The sequence below is a fragment of the Pseudomonas cichorii genome, assembly GCF_015471405.1.
Taxonomy (GTDB): domain Bacteria; phylum Pseudomonadota; class Gammaproteobacteria; order Pseudomonadales; family Pseudomonadaceae; genus Aquipseudomonas; species Aquipseudomonas serbiensis.
On record NZ_BLVZ01000005.1, the window covers coordinates 61,491 to 81,680 of the forward strand.

Consider the following 20,190-nt stretch of genomic DNA (forward strand, 5'->3'; position numbering starts at 1 on the left):
TTAACCTCCGCGAGGGCGACTCAGGTTTATCCTGTCGCGCTTACGGAGGTTTTTTATGCAGATTTATAAAGTGGGTGGCGCTGTACGCGACCGCCTTCTGGGTCAACCCGTTACCGACAGTGACTGGGTAGTCGTAGGCGCCAGCGCCGAAGAAATGCTGATCAAAGGCTATCGCCCGGTTGGCACTGACTTTCCGGTCTTTCTTCACCCGCTCACGGGTGAGGAATACGCTCTGGCCCGTACCGAGCGCAAAAGCGGCGTCGGCTACGGCGGCTTTGTCTTTCATGCCAGCCCCGAAGTTACCCTTGAACAAGACCTGATCCGCCGCGACCTGACCATCAACGCCATTGCCGAAGACAAGGACGGTAATCTGACCGACCCCTATGGTGGTCAGCGCGATCTTGAAGCACGGGTATTGCGTCATGTTTCCCCTGCTTTCGCCGAAGATCCCCTCAGGGTATTGCGGGTAGCCCGCTTTGCCGCACGTTATGCCTCACTGGGCTTCAGCATCGCGCCAGAGACGCTGGAACTGATGCGTCAGCTCAGCGAATCCGGCGAACTCAAGGCCCTGACACCCGAGCGCAGCTGGAAGGAGATCTCCAGGGCACTGATGGAAGATCAGCCTCAGGTTTTCATTCAGGTGCTACATGATTGCGACGCCCTCAAGGAGTTGCTTCCTGAAGTCGAGGCATTGTTCGGCGTGCCGCAGCCTGCCGCCCATCACCCGGAAATCGACACGGGCAAGCATGTACTCAGCGTACTAGAGCAATCCGCCATCCATAAACATCCGCTGAGCGTGCGCTGGGCCTGCCTGCTGCATGACCTGGGCAAAGGACTGACGCCCGAATCCGAATGGCCACGGCACATCGCACACGAGCATACGGGCCTGCGCCTGATAAAAGCCGTCAACGAGCGCTTCCGGGTACCGAAGGAATGTCAGGAACTGGCGCTGCTGACAGGCCAATATCACACCCATGGACATCGTGCGCTGGAACTCAAGCCTTCGACGTTGCTGGAGCTGCTGCAAAGCTTCGACGTCTATCGCCGCCCGCAGCGATTCGAAGAGTTCATCGCCGCCTGCGAGATGGACGCCCGTGGGCGCGACGGTTTCGAGGAGCGCAGTTATCCACAGGCTGACTATCTGCGCGGCGCGGCCCATGCAGCCCGGACCGTTGCGGTCCAGCCCCTGGTTGAAAAGGGCTTGAAAGGGCAGGATTTGGGAAATGCGCTGAAAAGCGAACGGCTGGATGCGCTCAAGGTGTACAAGGCTGAGTGCGCTGCGCTTCGCGAATGAATTCGCGCCTACACGGCATCCGGCGTTAATTGCTTGCCGCGCCACTCGAACGCTACAGGCCAGAGCTGTTGATCGATCTGCGCATCAGCCCAGAGCGTGCCGAAAGGCACGCCAACACCTGGATGCAGGCGATCCGCCGCGATCAGCGACAAGGGCCACAGCACAAAGGCATTCTTGAGAATTTCTGCACGCGGCAGGATCAATCCGTCGAAATTACCGACCTGCTCGCCATACAGGAGCACGTCGATATCCAGCGGCAGACCCTTGCGATCAGGCGCGTAACGGCCGCTATCGGCTTCGATTATCTTCAAACGGCGGTCCAGCTCCAGCAATGGCAGATCAGTCAGCGCCGAAACCACCAGATTGAAGAACGGACCGCTCTTGATCCCCACCGGCTGGCTCTCGAATACCGGCGAGCAGGTCAGCTCGCTCAGGAATGAATCCAGTGCATCCAGCCCGGCATGCAGGTGCCTTTCGCGCTCGATATTACTGCCGAGCCCCAGAAAAACCCGAGTCAGGGACATCCGCGCTCAATCTCCACGCCCACACCCGCAGCAGCAGCGACAGCGCCCGGCTTGGTCAGCCTCAGACGCAGCCAGGGAATATGAAACTCGCTCATCAACACTTCGGCCAGACGCTCGGCAAAAGTCTCCACCAACTGGAACTGCGCCTGCTCGGCAAAGGCCTGAATACGGGTTGAAACACTCGCATAGTCCAGCGCCTTGCTCAGGTCGTCACCCGCGGCGGCAGGCCGGTTATCCCAGGCAAAACTCAGGTCCAGCCGCAAGCACTGGCGAATGCCACGCTCCCAGTCATAAGCGCCGATCACCGTATCGACCTCAAGACCGTCGATGAAAACTCTGTCCAAGCACTACTCTCCACTGCACGACAAGGGCGCGATGCGCCGTTAGAATCAGGGCATCCTCGCCCGGAATGGTTAGCATGTTTTGGTTACTGGCTATTTTCGCCTACCTGCTCGGCTCACTGTCCTTCGCCATCCTGCTCAGCCGCCTCAATGGCAGCCCGGACCCGCGCGCCAGCGGCTCAGGCAATGCAGGCGCAACCAACATGCTGCGTCTGGCCGGCAAAAAGCTGGCCGTCCTGACCTTGATCGGTGACCTCTGCAAAGGTCTGATACCGGTACTCCTCGCCAGCCTTGGCGGCCTTGCCCCCGGAGAACAGGCCTGGATCGGCGTTTGCGCCGTATTGGGCCATTTGTTTCCGTTGTACTTCCGCTTCAAGGGCGGCAAAGGCGTTGCAACCGCAGCCGGAATGCTGCTGGGGCTCTACCCTCCTGCCGCCGCCCTGGCCATTACGACCTGGCTGCTGACGTTCTACCTGACCCGTACCAGCTCGCTTGCTGCGCTGATCGCCACGCCATTGACCCTGCCACTGCTGGCCTGGCAGGAACCTCGGGCACTGCTGCCCATGAGTGTCCTGACCTTGCTGATCGTCTGGCGTCACCGAGGCAATCTACGCGACCTGCTCGCCGGGCGCGAACGGCATTTCTGAGGGGTGGCATGAAAACGGCTCAACTTCACGCCACACCCCCGAAAAACAGTCAGATACCCGGCAACTGCTCCATCGGCCAACGCGCCTGCACGGTGATACTCAAGTCTTCCTTCTGACCCGCCAGCAGACGCTGACAGCCCGCGAACGCGATCATCGCACCATTATCGGTGCAGAACTCGGGACGAGCGTAGTAAACATTACCGCGCAGATCACCCAGCATGCTCTCAAGCGACAGTCGCAACGCCTTGTTGGCACTGACGCCACCCGCAATGACCAGGCTCTTGAGGCCGGTCTGCTTGAGCGCACGCTTGCATTTGATGGTCAAAGTCTCCACTACCGCCTGCTGGAAGGCCAGAGAGATGTCGCAACGGGTTTGCTCGCTGTCGTCTCCAGCGCTCTGGCACTGCTGCCAGGTATTGAGCGCAGAGGTTTTCAGGCCGCTGAAGCTGAATACCAGGCCCGGGCGGTCGGTCATCGGGCGCGGGAATACAAAGCGCCCCGCGACACCGCGAGTCGCCAGCCGCGAGATTTCAGGACCACCGGGATATTGCAGGCCCATCATCTTGGCCGTCTTGTCGAAAGCTTCGCCTGCGGCGTCATCCAGGGTTTCGCCCAGCAGCTCGTAACGACCAATGCCGTCGACCCGAACCAGTTGCGTATGCCCGCCGGACACCAGCAAGGCGACGAACGGAAACTGTGGGGGTTGCTCTTCAAGCATCGGAGCCAGCAGATGGCCCTCCATGTGATGGACGCCAAGAGCCGGAATATCCCAGGCAAATGCCAGAGCCTGGGCACAGGAAGCGCCCACCAGCAAGGCACCGACCAGACCCGGCCCGGCCGTGTAGGCAATGGCATCGATATCGGTCGCGACACAGTCCGCTTCGGCCAGAGTCTGGCGAATCAGCGGCAACATGCGCTTTACATGATCGCGTGACGCCAGCTCCGGCACCACGCCACCATAGGCGCGATGCAGGTCGATCTGACTGAACAATGCGTCAGCCAGTAAACCGCGCTCGCTGTCGTAAAGTGCGACGCCGGTTTCATCACAAGAAGTTTCTAATCCCAGTACTAACATGGGTTTGCGCCTTGTAGGGGGCAGATTTGAAGGCGCGCATGATAGTCGTCGCTCAAGGCTCCGACCAGCGGTTTTCGATCAGAGGCTTTGCATTCCTCTCAATGAGGGGTTAACATCCGCAACCCTTAAAAACCGACGTACTTTTGTGCAGTGTTTGCACGAGGCGTTGACCCCGGTAATGAATGAAGGTAGCTCTGGATGCCAGCCGTCAAAGTTAAAGAGAACGAACCCTTCGACGTAGCTCTGCGTCGTTTCAAGCGCTCCTGCGAAAAAGCCGGTGTTCTGGCTGAAGTTCGTAGCCGCGAATTTTACGAGAAGCCGACTTCCGAGCGTAAGCGTAAGGCAGCTGCTGCTGTCAAGCGTCACGCCAAGAAAGTCCAGCGCGAACAGCGCCGCGCCGTTCGTCTGTATTAATTTACAGCCGTACGTCGCAAGCTTCTGCCTTGCCCGGCCATCAACGCCGGGCTGTCGGCAGTTGGAGCACTAGCCTCACGCTTCATTGACAGAGGCCGTCGAAGCCGCACATGCGACCCAGACAAATCCGTCAAAGCACGTCCAGCCTGCTTCAGGCAACATTGATTGATCTGCCCTTCGGGCAGGCTTGATCAATGAGCATGACGAGCATGCCTTGATGACTTCGCAAGAAGCTCAGCCAAGGCAGCGTCTCTTGCGATCACTCAGTGAACACCAAAGCTACAGGCTGAAGTCGAATTCACATGAAATCGCTGCGCACTTATTTCCTTTCAAAGCTGCAGGCCCGATTATCGGATGCCGATACCCATCCGTATGTCGCTACCATTGCTGACAAAGGCGGCCGACAGGTTGGCGCACGCTTACAGATTCGCCACGATACTTTCGTAACAAGCCTGATGACGAGAACGCCATGGCAGGGCTAATCCCCCAAAGCTTCATTGACGACCTTCTGAACCGCACCGACATCGTCGATGTTGTCAGCTCGCGCGTGCAATTGAAGAAAACCGGAAAAAACTTCAGCGCCTGCTGCCCGTTCCACAAAGAGAAAACCCCCTCTTTCAGTGTCAGCCCTGATAAACAGTTCTATTACTGCTTCGGTTGCGGTGCCGGCGGCAACGCACTGGGTTTCATCATGGACCACGACAACCTGGACTTTCCCCAGGCTGTCGAGGAACTAGCCAAAGCGGCAGGCATGGAAGTGCCGCGCGAGCAGAGCGTCAAAGGCCAGAAGCCACGCCAGCCGACCGACTCACCGCTGTATCCGCTGCTGACAGCCGCCGCCGAGTTTTATCGCCAGGCCCTGAAAAGCCACCCGATGCGCAAGGCCGCCGTGGACTACCTCAAGGGCCGTGGCCTGTCGGGCGAGATCGCACGAGACTTCGGCATGGGGTTCGCCCCGCCGGGCTGGGACAATCTCTACAAGCACCTGAGCAGCGACACACTTCAGCAAAAGGTCATGATCGATGCCGGCCTGCTGATCGAGAACGCGGAAACCGGTAAACGCTACGACCGCTTTCGTGACCGGGTCATGTTCCCGATCCGCGACTCACGAGGCCGCGTCATCGCCTTTGGTGGCCGGGTACTGGGCGACGACAAGCCCAAATACCTGAACTCCCCTGAAACCCCGGTGTTTCACAAGGGACAGGAACTGTACGGCCTGTTCGAAGCGCGCAAGTACAACCGCAATCTCGACGAAATCATCGTTGTCGAAGGCTACATGGATGTCATTGCCCTGGCCCAGCAAGGCCTGCGCAATGCCGTCGCCACCCTGGGCACCGCGACCAGCGAAGAGCACCTGAAGCGACTGTTCAGGGTCGTGCCCAACGTGCTGTTCTGTTTTGACGGCGACCAGGCCGGCCGAAATGCCGCATGGCGCGCACTGGAGGCCACCCTGTCGAGCCTTCAGGACGGACGGCGCGCACGCTTCCTGTTTCTGCCCGAAGGCGAAGACCCGGACACCCTGGTGCGCTCCGAAGGTACTGACGCCTTCAAGGCGCGCATCAATCAGCATGCTCAACCGCTGGCCGACTACTTCTTCGAGCAACTGACCAAGGAATCCGACCCGCGCTCGCTCGAAGGCAAGGCCCACATGGCCACCCTTGCGGCACCGCTGATCGACAAGGTTCCCGGCGCGAATCTGCGCACGCTCATGCGCCAGCGCCTGAGCGAAATCACCGGCCTCAATAACGAAGCCGTCAGTCAGTTGGTACAAAGTGCGCCCGCAGATGTGCCTCCCAGCTACGATCCGTACGTCGATTACGACGCAATGCCGGATTTCGCGGATTACCAGCAGCACGGCGGCTACGAAGAGCAGCCGCAATGGACGCCCAAGAAAACCGGCGGTCAGAATCAGAAAAAATGGGACAAGAAGCCCTGGGACAAAAAAGGCAAGCGTCAGGAGTTCGAGCCTCGCGCCCCGCGCGTACCAACGGCAGTCGAACCGCCGTTGCAGGCAGCACTGAGAACCCTGCTGCACCACCCGGAACTGGCCGAAAAGGTCGAAAATGCGAGCCACTTCGCCGCAGAAGACCACGCACAGGCACAGTTACTGGTCGCCCTGATCGAGGCCCGACAAAAGAATCCGAATCTTCGGTCGTTACAGTTGATAGCGCGTTGGCACGGCACGGAACAAGGCCGATTGCTGCGCGCACTGGCAGAAAAGGAATGGCTGATCGAGGCCGACAACCTTGAACAACAGTTTTTCGACACTATAACTAGGCTATCGGCAAACCAACGTGAGCGGAACATTGATCAATTGATCATCAAGGATCGCCAAGTCGGCCTGACGGCAGAAGAGAAAACTCTACTGCTCCAGCTGCTTAGTCGCAATGTTTCTGCACAAAACCCGACCTCAACTGGCGCGTGAGGTCATAGCTCGGGTATAATCCTCGGCTTGTTTTTTGCCCGCCAAGACCTTCAGTGGATAGGGTGTTATGTCCGGAAAAGCGCAACAGCAATCTCGTATCAAAGAGTTGATCACCCTGGGTCGTGAGCAGAAGTATCTGACTTACGCAGAGGTCAACGACCATTTGCCTGAGGATATTTCAGATCCTGAGCAGGTGGAAGACATCATCCGCATGATCAACGACATGGGGATCCCGGTACACGAGAGTGCTCCGGACGCAGACGCCTTGATGCTGGCCGATGCCGATACCGATGAAGCAGCCGCAGAAGAAGCGGCCGCAGCATTGGCAGCGGTTGAAACCGACATCGGTCGTACTACCGATCCCGTGCGTATGTACATGCGCGAAATGGGTACCGTTGAACTTCTGACCCGTGAAGGCGAGATCGAAATCGCCAAGCGTATCGAAGAAGGCATCCGTGAAGTGATGAGCGCAATCGCGCACTTCCCTGGCACGGTTGACCATATTCTCTCCGAATACGAACGTGTCACGAGCGAAGGCGGCCGCCTGTCTGACGTTCTGAGCGGTTATATCGACCCGGACGACGGCATTGCGCCGCCTGCCGAAGTACCTCCGCCACTCGACGCGAAAGCAGCCAAGTCTGACGACAGCGACGATGACGAAGAAGAATCGGGCGAATCTTCGGACGACGAAGAAGAAGCCGAAAGCGGTCCAGACCCCGTCGTGGCTCAACAGCGCTTCGGTGCAGTTTCCGAGCAGATGGAAATCACCCGCAAGGCGTTGAAGAAATTCGGTCGTGAAGACAAGAATGCCATCGCTGAGCTGGTTGCCCTGGCCGAACTGTTCATGCCGATCAAACTGGTTCCAAAACAGTTTGAAGGCCTGGTAGAGCGCGTTCGCAGCGCCCTTGATCGCCTCCGCGCCCAAGAGCGCGCGATCATGCAGCTGTGTGTTCGTGATGCCCGCATGCCACGTGCAGACTTCCTTCGCCAGTTCCCAGGCAACGAAGTTGACGAAAGCTGGACCGACGCACTGGCCAAAGGCAAAAGCAAATATGCCGAAGCCATTGCTCGTCTGCAGCCGGACATCCAGCGTTGCCAGCAGAAGCTGACCGCGCTTGAAGAAGAAACCGGCCTGAAGATTGCCGAGATCAAGGACATCAACCGTCGCATGTCGATCGGTGAGGCCAAGGCCCGCCGCGCGAAGAAAGAGATGGTCGAAGCGAACTTGCGTCTGGTGATCTCCATTGCCAAGAAGTACACCAACCGCGGCCTGCAATTCCTCGATCTGATCCAGGAAGGCAACATCGGCCTGATGAAAGCGGTGGACAAGTTCGAATACCGTCGCGGCTACAAGTTCTCGACCTATGCAACCTGGTGGATCCGTCAGGCGATCACTCGCTCGATTGCCGACCAGGCACGCACCATCCGTATTCCGGTACACATGATCGAGACGATCAACAAGCTCAACCGTATTTCCCGCCAGATGCTGCAGGAAATGGGTCGCGAACCGACTCCGGAAGAGCTGGGCGAACGCATGGAAATGCCTGAGGACAAGATCCGCAAGGTACTGAAGATCGCCAAAGAGCCGATCTCCATGGAAACCCCGATCGGCGACGACGAAGATTCGCATCTGGGTGACTTCATCGAAGACTCGACCATGCAGTCGCCAATCGATGTCGCCACGGTAGAAAGCTTGAAAGAAGCGACACGCGAAGTGCTGTCGGGCCTTACCGCTCGCGAAGCCAAGGTTCTGCGCATGCGCTTCGGCATCGACATGAATACCGACCACACGCTGGAAGAGGTTGGTAAGCAGTTTGACGTAACCCGCGAGCGGATTCGTCAGATCGAAGCCAAGGCACTGCGCAAGCTGCGTCACCCGACAAGAAGCGAGCACCTGCGCTCGTTCCTTGACGAGTAATAGCACAAGCAAGTCAAAAACCCCCGGCCCGCCGGGGGTTTTGCTTTTCTGGAATAACACTTTCCGATTAGTAGTTTTTTCACCCCTTTCCCAACGCCGTCTACACTCGTCTCATTACTATCCGCCGCTATGAGGCTGCCATGTTACGACTGTCGGCCATCACACTCTTTTGTCTGATCGGCTCCATAGCACATGCCAACACTCCGGGCTTGCCGGACACTAGACAAGACGCTCTGACCGCCAGCGAAGAACTTCGTAACGGCACTCATGCCTACCCGTTTCAGGACACCGAAAGCCCAAGACTCTGGCTCGCCCAGCAAGATTCAAAAGCCTTGCTGCTCGTCTCGGACAGCACGCTGACGAGCCTGCAACAGCCCGACATCGATAGATGGGAAAGCAGCGAGCCGGTGCATTGGGAAAACTTTCTGCTTTATGGCCTTCCGGGCCTATTACTTCTTTCGGCGGTTCTGGCAGTCGTTATCCGCAATAACCGGAAACTCAACCTGGAGATTTCTCGCGGAGTCGAACTGGAACAGAAACTCAGAGGCAGCGAATACCATTATCGCGGGCTGGTTGAAAGCCTCTCAGCGGTTGCCTGGGAAGCCAACCCGGAAAAAATGACCTACAACTATGTCTCGCCGCAGGCCGAAAGCCTGTTGGGCTACCCGCTGGCAAAATGGCTGCAACCCGGCTTCTGGCGCAGCATTGTGCATCCGGAAGACATCGACGCAGCGGAGACCTTCTGCAAGCAACAGGCACTGAGCGGCAACGATCACAGCCTCGACTACAGGGTCCGTAACGCCGAAGGCCGGATACTCTGGATCCGCGACATCGTCAGCCTGATCAAGCGCGGCCCCGAACCCATCATCCGCGGCCTGATGATCGACATCAGCGCCAGCAAACAAACCGAAGAAGCCCTGCGCCTGTCAGAAGGGAAGTTCTCCTCGGTCTTTGCCCAATGCCCGGACATTCTGATCATCGCCCGCCTTTGCGACGGCATCATTCTTGAGGTCAACAAAGCCTTCGTGGCCCAGACCGGCATGACCAGCGAAGAAACCATCGGCAAAACCGCCACACAAATCAACCTGTGGGCCATTCCCGGCGTTGGGCCGGGCCTGCTGGAGCGCCTGCAACAAGGCCGTATCCGCAATCTGGAAATGCCCCTGCGCCGCAAGGATGGCCGTACATTTTCCTGCCTGATGTCAGCCGACCCTTTCGAGATGAGCGCTACACCAGCCGTCTTGCTCACCGTGAGCGATATCACGCCTCTCAAGCAGGCCCAGCAGCAACTGCAACTGTCCGAAGAGAAATTCGCCAAAGCCTTCCACTCATCGCCAGACGGCCTGGTTATCGCCCGGACCAGCGACGGCATGCTGATGGAAGTCAATGAGGGCTTCTGCCGCTTGACCGGCTACAGCGAAGACCAGTGCCTGGAACGCTCAGGCCTTGATCTACAGATCTGGGTCGATCCGAGCGAGCGCCAGCAATTGGTCAAGCAGCTACAGCAGCATGGCGTCGTACGGGATTTCCGTGGCCAGATCCGTCGCCTGGATGGCCAGGTCCGGCTTTGCGAAATGTCCTCGCATCCGCTGCTCATCGCCGGGGAAGAATGCATCATGACCCTGGCCCGTGATATTACCGAGCGCCAACAGATGCAGGAAAAACTACACCTGGCCGCGACCGTCTTCGAGAGCACCGCCGAAGGCGTGCTGATCACCGATACCCGCCAGCGCATCAACGCCGTCAACCGTGCATTCAGCGAAATAACAGGATACGGCGAACAGGAAGCCTTGGGCCAGACACCACGCCTGCTCGCCTCCGGGCAGCATGACAGCGCTTTCTACGCCTCCATGTGGCACCAACTGGGCGCCGAAGGGCACTGGCAAGGCGAAATCTGCAACCGTCGCAAGAATGGCGAGCTTTACCCCAGTTGGCTGACGATCAGTGCCGTGCGCAACAAGGATCGGTTCATCACCCACTTCGTCGCCGTGTTTGCCGACATCTCCAGCCTCAAACACGCCCAGGCCCGTCTGGACTATCAGGCCCATCACGATCCATTGACCGGCCTGCCCAACCGCACCCTGTTTGAAAGCCGCCTGCAATCCGCCCTGCTACACAGCGAAGAGTCGGGCAGCCTTGGCGCCGTGCTGTTTCTCGATCTGGATCGCTTCAAGCACATCAACGACAGCCTCGGGCATCCCGTGGGCGACCTGCTTCTCAAAGGCATCGCACAGCGCCTCAAGGAGACGCTGCGCGACATAGACACCGTGGCACGCCTCGGCGGCGATGAATTCATCGTCCTGCTACCCGGCCTGCTGCAACCCGGCGATGCACAAACCATCGGCAACAAACTCCTGGCCTGCTTTACCGCACCGTTCCAGGCAGGCGAACATGAGTTTTTCATGAGTGCGAGCATCGGCAGCAGCCTCTTCCCGACTGATGGCACCGACGTCGCCACACTGGTCAAGAACGCTGATGCAGCGATGTACCGCTCCAAGGCCAAGGGGCGCAACCGGATCGAAAGCTACACCCGCGACCTGACCTCTCAGGCCAGCGAACGGATCGCCCTGGAACAGGAACTGCGCAGAGCCATCGAACGCAACGAACTGAGCCTGTCCTATCAGCCAAAAACCAGCCTGCTGACCAACAAACTGGTGGGTGCCGAAGCCCTGATTCGCTGGAGTCACCCGACCTTCGGTGAAGTGCCGCCTGAACACTTCATCCCGCTGGCGGAAGAAAACGGCATGATCCTCCAGATAGGCGACTGGGTCCTGGAACACGCCTGCATCCAGATGCGCAAATGGCGCAAGACCTACGAACCCTTCGGACCACTCTCGGTAAACCTGGCCGGCGCTCAACTGCGCCAGCCCAACCTGCTCAAACGCATCGAGCAACTGCTTCTGGACAACGACCTGGAGCCCGGCTGCCTGCAACTGGAAATCACTGAAAACTTCATCATGAGCCAGACAGAAGAAGCCCTCTCGGTGCTGCACAAACTGAAAAAGCTTGGCGTTCAACTGGCCATAGACGACTTCGGCACCGGCTACTCGTCCTTGAGTTATCTCAAACGACTGCCACTGGACATCCTGAAAATCGATCAGTCCTTCGTCCGCGGCCTCCCCGAAGACACCCACGACGCAGCCATCGTTCGCGCCATCATCGCCCTGGGCCGCAGCATGCAACTGACCATCATCGCCGAGGGCGTCGAGAACCCCGAACAACAGAAATTCCTCACCGAACACGGCTGCGAACAGATTCAGGGCTACATCGTCAGCCTCCCCTTACCTCCCGAGGAATTCTGCTCCAGATTTCTTCTTATGAATCTTTCGGATTTTTCGGATAGCACAGCCGCGAAACCGCCGTTATAATCCGCGGCCTACTGAGGGCCCATAGCTCAGTTGGTTAGAGCAGAGGACTCATAATCCTTTGGTCCACGGTTCGAGTCCGTGTGGGCCCACCATGTTTTAAAAAGCCGCGCACTGCGCGGCTTTTGTCGTTTTAAATCCCGGGAATTTCAGGCTGATTCGCCTTGCTTGATGCTGGCTGAGTCCACAAAGTGTCCAGCACGCTTTACCAAAGAGTTCAGATCGACTACCTCAAGCCGTTCAGGCGTAATCCATGCTCGGTTTACGTGACAAGTGACCTTGAATGTAACGTATGCCTGACTTTTGGGAGAAATCAAAACAAGAGAGGCTCACGTCAGCGCCAGCACAATCACCGTAAGAGGATTTCACCGAGCCCTCCGGGAACCTCCAGCTCCCGCAGACGCTCGAATCACCTCGTGGAAGCCGCCGCCCTGAGTGGTGGGGTTTTCCGTGCTGATGATGAGTTTTGCAACGCTCCCGAATAAAAGCTACACGCCCTTTTTTCCCACTGACGTGTAAGCTACCGGCGCCGGTCACGTTGAGGATGGCTGGCTCGTACAGGAATTGCTGCTATACAGACGGTAGCGCTCGAAGCGGGGAATATGCCGCTAAGGGGCTCATACCGAGATTGGCCGGACACATCGGGTAGATGCCTGATTTTTATGAAGCAAGACTACGGCCCTCCGTTTTCAGGAATACCAAACAAAAACAGCCCGCAAGATGCCTCTGATAAATCACAGGCGCATCCCGTACAATTACAGGGTTTATTTAGATGGGCACGAAAAATGTCAGCTGATGTATCAGCAGAGAGCAAAAATCAACGCTTGGGTAATCTGATCAACAAGTACCTGTTACCGCTAGGCTGGCTCGTTACCCTGACAGGGATATTCTGGATCTGGGATAGAGCGCTCTACCACAAGCTTTTTTATATATTTCTGGCCTTCCCTACCTTTCTCGTATTGGTCATGCGGCCTCGCTTGCTGAAGCCCCTGACCTGCAATCCATTATTCATTGCATTCGGTGTCTTCAGTGCATACATCCTGATCAGCATTGCCTGGGCCGTGACGGAGGATGATCTGCCAGGCCTGCTCAAACGCCCTCTCTACATCGCGTTGTTGTTGTTTTCTACAGGCATCATTGCCTTGAATTACCCCGCACGGCTGGAGCAGTCCACACGCCTGTCAGCCATCATTGCCGCAGTGGTGGCTTGCCTGTCACTGGCCTATTTCGTACTTTTCGATATACCTGCCGGTGAAAGCCGCCTGAATGGTTACGGCGTGCTCGAAAATCCGTTGCTTACCTCTCATGTCTTGGGCGCATTCGCTGCGTTCTGGCTAGCCTCATGGTTCCAGGCACGCAAGGCATGGAACCCGGTGCCGATTATCTGTCTGGCATTTCTGGGAGCAGCAATCATGGCAACCGGGTCACGGACGCCATTGATTGGGTTGGCGGCCGCCCTGGGGTGGCTGTTACTCGTTGGTGACCGGCGACGCAGCTTGTTTGCCATCGGGATAGCCGTTATTGCCCTGATTGCTGTTCTGCTGATTCATCCCGACGCAATCACGCAGCGCGGTTTGTCCTACCGGCCCGCGATATGGATGGAATCACTGCGCCAGATCAGCGAACACCCGTGGCTGGGCTATGGTTTCGGTACAACGATGACAGTAGTGATTCCAGGCCTGCCCTTCAATCTTGCCGATCCACACAATATAGAGCTGGGCGTGCTCTATTCGGGCGGCATCATAGGGCTGGTACTGTGGATGACGATGTATGGCCTGGCGATCCATTTCTGCTGGACCCACCGCCAGTATCCAGCCGTCACCATCGCGGCGACCTGGCTTGTATTCGGCTTTGCTTCAGGGCTGACTGAAGGCAATGCCTTCATGTCACGTCCCAAGGAACACTGGTTCCTGATCTGGATGCCCCTGGCCCTGGTCTACGCCCAGTCATTGATTTACCGGGCGCGCAGCCAAACGATCAAGAAATAACCAGCCGCCACATGCCGCGCAGGGTTTTCCTGTTCCAGAACCTGACCGGGATATCTGCCAGGATTTCCCGAGTCAGCGCCTTGTCGCGGTTGGCGTACTTGAGCACCATGGAGTTGCGGAAGTTCATGCACACCTTCTCGTACTGAGGATGATCACGAAACACCTCGTACGTTTTGAGCACGTTGTCCACCATGAACCGACCGTTCTTGAAGGTGTTGCTAGGGTGGTCACGGTATTGCGCCAGCACTTCACCGAGAATGTCGATGAAGTAACCGGCGCGGGCAATCGCCAGCTCGATATAAATATCCTCAAGCCGAATATTGGCGTTAAAGCCGCCGACCTTATCCAGAGCTTCTCGTCGAAACATCAATGTGGCTGAGGCAGGCCCTGGCTTGCGATTGAGAAATAGATCGTCGAAATCCAGACGGCGGAATGGAAGGTTTCTGTTGCGCTGCTCACGCTCACCCATCACCTGGCCATTCTGGTCGATAGTTTCTATGTTGGCCGCGCAGATGCCCACTTCAGGCTTGTCTTTCATGTACTCCACTTGCGTGGCGATACGGTGGGGAAACATGATGTCATCGGAGCCGAAGGGAACGACCAACTCGCCTCGCGCACGCTCGATCGCTTCATTGAGGGTGCGGGCCAGGCCCTGGTTGGCCTGAAAGCGCAGATCAAAGCCATGCGCCTCCTGGAGCCGCTTCAGGACTTCCGGGCTTTCGTCTTTAGAGCCATCGTCGACGACCAGAAGCTCGATATTCGGGTAGGTTTGATTGATGACGCTATTGATACTGTCTTCGATGTAGCGTGCGTGATTGTAGGAAGCGATGATCACTGTCACCAACGGTGTATCGGTGACATCGTGACGTTGAGCGCACATAAAAATCCCCTGGATCGAATCTGTACGGCATTCAGTATTTTCAGCTGAAAACTGTGAATGCCGGGCTCAAGGCTCGTAGGCCCCGGCGAATAAATTTTGCGCAATATTACTTGAATCACCCATGTTTTCGTAGGTATCTCAGCCTGTAAGGACTGCCCTTGCTGAAATCCAGACCACCACTTCCCCCCTTCTCGACAGCCAGCTTGCCCGGCGTAAACGTCTTCGCGTACCGGGCATTCCATGTAGATATACACATTCCGCATCAGAGATTCTCCGGCTTGCTCTGGGCCAGACGCACACGCTTGTGACTCATGGCGCCGAGAGGCGGATATCCTGTGCAGACGTGCCTGCTTGACCAGCTGGGCCAACCGCCGCAGCGTGTCAGTGCATCAAGCGGGGTTGGCATTCGTTTTTCTCATGAGTCTGTCGCGCCAATGACAATGACTCAAAGCAGGAAAGCAATAAACAATTCCCCCTCCACTTGTGGCTTACTGGGCATCGCCATCATCAAAGCATGGACACTTTCCCCACCCTCGCGGCCATTTAACGCATGACGAATTCGCGCTCTGTTTTTATCCCTTCCTGGCTTCGCCCTGTTCTGCGTCCTGTGCTTGACCCGTATCGCCGCTATCGGCATGCGCGGCTGATTCATGCCGCACGTATCGTGGTCGGGCTGCTGGTATCGATCCTGCTGACTTCCGGCTTGAACATGCCCCATGGTGAATGGGCGTCGGTAACGATGCTGATCGTGATCGGCGGTTTGCAGCACCATGGCAACATCGGCAAGAAGTCCGTCGAGCGCGCATACGGGACGCTGATTGGCGCGGGCCTTGGGCTGTTTGTGGTGGTGCAGCAGGGGTATCTGGAAATTCCGTTGCTGACCTACGTCATGATGTCCGTGATGTGTGGTTTCTTCGCTTATCACGCGATCGGCAAGGGCGGTTATACCGCGCTGCTGTCGGCGATTACCCTGTTTATCGTGGCGGGCCACGGGGTCAACCCGATCAGTGATGGTCTGTGGCGGACGCTGGATATCATGATCGGTATCGCACTGGCGCTGGCCTTCTCCTTTGCCTTGCCGCTGTATGCGGTCTTTTCCTGGCGGTACAACCTGGCCAGCGGCCTGCGCGATTGCGCGAAGGTTTACGGGCGCATCCATCAAGGCGAGCCGATCAGCGCCGACGAGCACTTGAAACTGACTGCAAGGCTCAACGCCACGATGCTGCAACTGCGCTCACTGCTGCCATCGGTGTCCAAGGAAGTGAAGATTTCCATGGTCGAACTGGATGCCATACAGGGTCATTTCCGGATGTGCCTGAGCACGCTGGAGATCCTTTCCAACATTCGTCCTGCCAATCTCGACCAAGCCGCAGGTGCTGCGTTGAAAACGTCCATGGACGCCGACTACCGCCAGATTCGCAGGCAACTGATCGGCATGGCTCGAGCCCTGCAAACCGGTGCTACCGAGCGTCTGGCACGGCAATCCGAAACGGCGGCCACCGAATCGGCAATACCTGCCGAACTGACCGGCTACCACTTGATGACTCAACAGTTGGCGCACAATCTGGATCGCCTGCAGGAGCGCCTGTCCAAGACCGCCAAGCGCTGGAAATTTTGAAGGAGAGCATTTTGTCCGATAGCCGCCCTCTCGCCCTCGACGATATCGACCGCCAGTTGATTGCGGCCCTGCAACTCAATGCACGGGAAAGCGTGGCCATGCTGGCGCGGCAACTGGGGATTGCCCGTACCACCGTCACTTCACGACTTGCCCGCCTGGAAAGCACCAAGGTGATCACAGGTTATGGCGTGCGCCTGAGTCAGCGTGTCGTGGATGGCGGCTTGCAGGCGTATGTCGGCATTACCGTCCAGCCACGTTCGGGCAAAGAGGTGCTGCGCCGGCTCAGTACCCTGGCACAGGTTCAGCAGTTATGCGCCGTCAGTGGCGAGTTCGATTACGTCGCCTGGCTGCGCACCGACTCACCGGAGCAACTGGACCAGTTGCTGGACCTGATCGGCAGCATCGATGGCGTGGAAAAGACCACGACCTCAATTATTCTCAGCAGCAAGATTGATCGCGGACACGCTGTTTGATCATGTTTTTGCGAGCGGAATAATTGCGCTTACACGTAATTTAAAAACCCGTTTTTATTGAGTTCAGGCATCCACTAACGACCTGCATTTATCTATTTACGACATGGTTAAATAATAATCAAAACAACACGCAGGCAGGATGACATCACTGAACTTTTCAGCTAAGTTGCGAAAATCAGGGACGCCATCCATTCCGATGAGCACATAAAAATTCAGGGACAATAAATTCAGGGCTAAAAAGCCCTTTTTTCCGTTTTACTTTCTCGACGTTCGAGAACTCTGCCGCCACTCCACATTTTTTCAAGTAGAACGAAAATGATTGAGCCAGAGCGGATTGTCATCCTGTCCAAAGAAGTAGAAGCGTTAGCCAATCGGGGCGTCAGTGATATTCAAGTCATCACCCGACAGACACGCTTGCTGGCAATCAATGCACTGATCGAAGCCGCCCATGCCGGTAGCGCAGGCAAAGGTTTTTCAGTAGTGGCCGAAGAGGTCAAGAACATCTCCGAGCGTGTTTCAAAGATCGCTGCAGCCCTGACTCATGATTTGCAAGCCTCGGTCAATCAATTGATCGAACTGGGCCAAGGCATGTGTTTCGATATGCGCGGCCAGCGCCTGGCCGACCTGTCACTGAACATGATCGAAATCATCGACCGTAACTTATACGAACGGACCTGTGACGTTCGCTGGTGGGCAACGGATGCCTCGCTGGTCGATATGCTTACCACCCAGACACCGCAAACCTGCGCGCATGCCAGCAAACGCCTGGGAATCATTCTGGACAGTTACACCGTCTATCTGGACATATGGGTGGCTGATAAAAACGGTCGAGTGGTTGCCTCTGGCCGCTCTGGCACGTACGAAAAAGTCATGGGGGCAAATGTCGCCGAAGAGCCGTGGTTCAAGAACGCCTTGCGTCACACCTCAAGCGATCAGTACTACGCAGGGCAAGTGGCTGTAGAACCTTTACTGAACAACTCGCAGACATGCGCGTTCAGTGCCGCGGTGCGCAGCAATGCTGGTTCGCAAAGCCCAGTGATCGGTGTCATCGGTATTCTCTTCGACTGGCAAAGTCAGGCCCGATCGGTCATTGATGGCGTTCGACTGAGTGACGAAGAACGCGCGCGCAGCCGGGTAATGATGGTCGACGCCAACCACCGGATAATCGCCAGTTCCGATGCAGAAAGCCTGCTCGGCGAGCCTGTCCAGTTACAAACCAAGGCCGGGCAGAACAGCGGTTACAGCACCCAGCAGGCTCAAGCCATTCAAGGCTATGCACTGACGCCCGGCTTTGAAACCTGGCCCGGTATGGGATGGCTTGGCGTCATCGAGCAACAACTCCCTGCCATAGAAGCCTGACGCAGCCCAACCCGCGAGCCGGACCTTCTGACTCGCTCGCGGGGTCAGCCACCACTACAAAATGACCTACATATTCGTCACATTGAATAAAAACACATCATAACGACGACACTTTGCGTCTTATTAACGTACTCACGCTTATCTAGACTGTTGTTTTCGCTGTAGCCGAATCAAGGTCTGTCATGAAAAACAATCGTCATCCTCAAGACGGCAAAAAGCCGATCACCATTTTTGGCCCTGACTTTCCTTTTGCCTTTGATGACTGGATCGAGCATCCGGCAGGCCTGGGCAGCATTCCGGCAGAAAACCATGGCAAGGAAGTCGCGATCATTGGCGCCGGGATCGCGGGTCTGGTGGCGGCCTATGAGCTGATGAAGCTGGGCCTCAAACCCGTCGTTTACGAAGCCTCGAAAATGGGCGGCCGCTTGCGCTCCCAGGCTTTTGAGGGTGCCGAAGGGATCATCGCGGAACTGGGCGGGATGCGCTTTCCCGTCTCATCCACCGCGTTCTATCACTACGTCGACAAGCTGGGTCTTGAGTCCAGACCCTTTCCCAACCCGCTGACGGCGGCTTCAGGCAGCACCGTCATCGATCTGGAAGGCACAACCTATTACGCACAGAAGCTGTCGGATTTACCGACGATATTTCAGGAAGTGGCCGACGCCTGGGCCGATGCGCTGGAGTGCGGCTCGCAGTTCTCCGATATCCAGCAGGCCATCCGCGACCGTGATGTGCCGCGCCTCAAGGAGCTGTGGAACAAACTGGTTCCGCTCTGGGACGACCGAACCTTCTACGATTTCGTCGCCACCTCCAAAGCCTTCGCCAAACTGTCGTTCTATCACCGCGAAGTATTCGGTCAGGTCGGTTTCGGCACGGGCGGCTGGGACTCGGATTTCCCCAACTCGATGCTGGAAATCTTTCGCGTGGTGATGACCAACTGCGACGATCACCAACACCTGATTGTCGGTGGCGTTGAGCAGGTCCCGCTGGGTATCTGGCGTCACGTACCGGATCGTTGCGCCCACTGGCCGCAAGGCACCAGCCTGTCGTCGCTGCATCATGGCGCGCCGCGGACCGGGGTCAAACGCATTGCGCGGACCGAGGACGGAAACCTGGCCGTCACCGACAACTGGGGCGATACGCGGCACTACTCGGCGGTGCTGACCACATGCCAGAGCTGGTTGCTGACGACACAGATCGAGTGTGAAGAGTCGCTGTTCTCACAAAAGATGTGGATGGCTCTGGATCGCACCCGCTACATGCAATCCTCGAAAACCTTCGTCATGGTGGATCGCCCGTTCTGGAAAGACAAAGACCCGCAAACCGGTCGCGACCTCATGAGCATGACCCTCACCGACAGGCTGACCCGAGGCACCTATCTGTTCGATAACGGCGACGACAAGCCGGGCGTGATCTGCCTGTCCTACTCGTGGATGAGCGATGCCCTGAAGATGCTGCCGCAGCCTATCGACAAGCGCGTAAAACTGGCTCTGGATGCCCTGAAGAAGATCTATCCGAAAGTGGATATCGCAGCGCGTATCATCGGTGACCCGATCACCATTTCATGGGAAGCCGACCCGCATTTCCTCGGTGCTTTCAAAGGTGCGCTGCCGGGTCATTACCGCTATAACCAGCGGATGTACTCGCACTTCATGCAACAGGACATGCCCGCCGAACATCGCGGCATGTTTCTGGCCGGCGATGATATCTCCTGGACGCCCGCGTGGGTCGAGGGCGCGGTGCAGACGTCATTGAATGCCGTATGGGGCATCATGACTCACTTTGGCGGCAAGACGCTCCCGCAAAACCCAGGCCCCGGCGATGTGTTCCACGAGATCGGCCCCATCGCGCTTGCCGACTGATTGAGAA

Annotated in this window: 15 protein-coding genes and 1 tRNA gene; 12 read left to right on the top strand and 4 right to left on the bottom strand. The window is 57.2% G+C overall.

All coding sequences use genetic code 11. From position 1 onward, the window contains the following. Positions 1-55 precede the first annotated feature (55 nt). Positions 56-1,294 (top strand): multifunctional CCA addition/repair protein, encoded by a 1,239-nt coding sequence (locus JL015_RS08460; protein WP_201018145.1) that lies wholly within the window; start codon positions 56-58, stop codon positions 1,292-1,294. A gap of 8 nt (positions 1,295-1,302) precedes the next feature. On the opposite strand, the gene folK is transcribed toward JL015_RS08460, so the two are convergent. Both folK and folB read right to left on the bottom strand, forming a co-directional pair. Next, positions 1,303-1,818 (bottom strand): 2-amino-4-hydroxy-6-hydroxymethyldihydropteridine diphosphokinase, encoded by a 516-nt coding sequence (gene folK, locus JL015_RS08465; RefSeq protein ID WP_201018146.1) that lies wholly within the window; start codon positions 1,816-1,818, stop codon positions 1,303-1,305. Beyond that, on the bottom strand, positions 1,809-2,162 hold the full coding sequence (gene folB / locus JL015_RS08470; protein WP_201001801.1) for a dihydroneopterin aldolase: 354 nt from the start codon (positions 2,160-2,162) through the stop codon (positions 1,809-1,811). Before folB ends, folK begins: the two co-directional genes overlap by 10 nt. Positions 2,163-2,236: 74 nt before the next feature. On the opposite strand from folB, the gene plsY reads away from it, so the two are divergent. Continuing rightward, on the top strand, positions 2,237-2,806 hold the full coding sequence (gene plsY, locus JL015_RS08475) for a glycerol-3-phosphate 1-O-acyltransferase PlsY (protein WP_201018147.1): 570 nt from the start codon (positions 2,237-2,239) through the stop codon (positions 2,804-2,806). 49 nt (positions 2,807-2,855) lie between these two features. Here the strand turns inward: plsY and tsaD are convergent, their stop codons facing one another. Then, positions 2,856-3,881, bottom strand: a complete 1,026-nt coding sequence (tsaD, locus tag JL015_RS08480; RefSeq protein ID WP_201018148.1) for a tRNA (adenosine(37)-N6)-threonylcarbamoyltransferase complex transferase subunit TsaD — start codon at positions 3,879-3,881, stop codon at positions 2,856-2,858. A 198-nt stretch (positions 3,882-4,079) separates the two neighbouring features. Here tsaD and rpsU point away from each other — a divergent pair, with 198 nt between their 5' ends. From rpsU to JL015_RS08510, 6 genes are all read left to right on the top strand, one after another. Beyond that, positions 4,080-4,295 carry a 30S ribosomal protein S21 gene (gene rpsU / locus JL015_RS08485; protein ID WP_002551877.1) on the top strand — a complete coding sequence of 72 codons (216 nt, stop codon included), beginning with the start codon at positions 4,080-4,082 and terminating at the stop codon, positions 4,293-4,295. A gap of 469 nt (positions 4,296-4,764) precedes the next feature. Continuing rightward, positions 4,765-6,720 (top strand): DNA primase, encoded by a 1,956-nt coding sequence (gene dnaG / locus JL015_RS08490; protein WP_201001798.1) that lies wholly within the window; start codon positions 4,765-4,767, stop codon positions 6,718-6,720. Positions 6,721-6,787: 67 nt separating this feature from the next. After that, positions 6,788-8,638, top strand: a complete 1,851-nt coding sequence (gene rpoD, locus JL015_RS08495; RefSeq protein ID WP_201018149.1) for an RNA polymerase sigma factor RpoD — start codon at positions 6,788-6,790, stop codon at positions 8,636-8,638. A 140-nt stretch (positions 8,639-8,778) separates the two neighbouring features. Beyond that, positions 8,779-12,006, top strand: a complete 3,228-nt coding sequence (locus tag JL015_RS08500) for a bifunctional diguanylate cyclase/phosphodiesterase (protein ID WP_201018150.1) — start codon at positions 8,779-8,781, stop codon at positions 12,004-12,006. A 15-nt stretch (positions 12,007-12,021) separates the two neighbouring features. Then, positions 12,022-12,098, top strand: a tRNA-Ile gene (locus tag JL015_RS08505). Between the two features lie 690 nt (positions 12,099-12,788). Next, complete coding sequence (locus tag JL015_RS08510) at positions 12,789-13,991, top strand: O-antigen ligase family protein (protein ID WP_201018360.1); 1,203 nt, start codon at positions 12,789-12,791, stop codon at positions 13,989-13,991. On the opposite strand, the gene JL015_RS08515 is transcribed toward JL015_RS08510, so the two are convergent. After that, the gene (locus JL015_RS08515) at positions 13,981-14,871 is read right to left on the bottom strand and encodes a glycosyltransferase family 2 protein (protein ID WP_201018151.1); all 891 of its coding nucleotides are present in this window, start codon (positions 14,869-14,871) and stop codon (positions 13,981-13,983) included. The two genes, JL015_RS08510 and JL015_RS08515, sit on opposite strands and share 11 nt — an antisense overlap. Positions 14,872-15,421: 550 nt before the next feature. On the opposite strand from JL015_RS08515, the gene JL015_RS08520 reads away from it, so the two are divergent. From JL015_RS08520 to JL015_RS08535, 4 genes are all read left to right on the top strand, one after another. Beyond that, complete coding sequence (locus tag JL015_RS08520) at positions 15,422-16,489, top strand: FUSC family protein (protein ID WP_201001794.1); 1,068 nt, start codon at positions 15,422-15,424, stop codon at positions 16,487-16,489. Positions 16,490-16,500: 11 nt separating this feature from the next. Further along, complete coding sequence (locus JL015_RS08525) at positions 16,501-16,962, top strand: Lrp/AsnC family transcriptional regulator (protein WP_095068322.1); 462 nt, start codon at positions 16,501-16,503, stop codon at positions 16,960-16,962. Between the two features lie 315 nt (positions 16,963-17,277). Beyond that, positions 17,278-18,321 (top strand): methyl-accepting chemotaxis protein, encoded by a 1,044-nt coding sequence (locus JL015_RS08530; RefSeq protein WP_201018152.1) that lies wholly within the window; start codon positions 17,278-17,280, stop codon positions 18,319-18,321. A 182-nt stretch (positions 18,322-18,503) separates the two neighbouring features. After that, entirely contained in the window at positions 18,504-20,183 is a 1,680-nt protein-coding gene (locus JL015_RS08535) for a flavin monoamine oxidase family protein (RefSeq protein WP_201018153.1), read from the top strand. The last annotated feature ends 7 nt before the right edge of the window (positions 20,184-20,190 follow it).